General features: G+C 40.5%; 1 pseudogene. It reads left to right on the plus strand.

Annotated elements, in window-relative coordinates:
* A pseudogene (locus tag BGP15_RS05730) lies at positions 1-341 on the plus strand (hypothetical protein); the annotation flags it as partial.
* Positions 342-576 lie beyond the last annotated feature (235 nt).

Genomic DNA, 576 nt, shown 5'->3' on the forward strand with positions numbered 1-576 from the left:
CTGCCTGCAAAGGTGGTCGCCTACTAAAAACAAAAGATATGAAAGCATTAGATAAAATGGATAACCTCGATAAAGCGGGCTTATTATGCAAACTGTTTCCCGCAGAACTGGAGAACCTGCAAAACGCTATAAAAAAGCAATGCGACTACTTCCTGCAAAATGAAACCGCCTTTCGTGAGGGTTGGTATCAAAAGGGATTTTTTACTGCTGAATTTTGGTACAGGCTTGTGCAGAATGCACAAAAAGGGATAGACAAAATGAACCACTTTGGAAACGCCCGCACTGGTTTACAGACCATTTTTTTGACGGACACAATTCAATTTTCGCTATTCATTGCCTGATTGAATATACAGAGGATGCACAATGCAACCCGCAATTAAAACAGGCGATACACCTGCTTTTCGGGAGTGACAAATTTTTACAGATAACCTTAAACGATAAATAATTATGGCTAATTGGTGCAACAATTGGGTTGTTTTTGAGGGAACAGCCGAAGCAATAGAACAGATAACAAAGCTATTCAAATCAATGGCTGAACAGGAACAGAAAGACGACTGCGGGCAATTACCCGATTTC

Source organism: Sphingobacterium sp. 40-24 (genome assembly GCF_001899705.1).
In the GTDB taxonomy this organism is placed as follows: Bacteria; Bacteroidota; Bacteroidia; order Sphingobacteriales; family Sphingobacteriaceae; genus Sphingobacterium; species Sphingobacterium multivorum.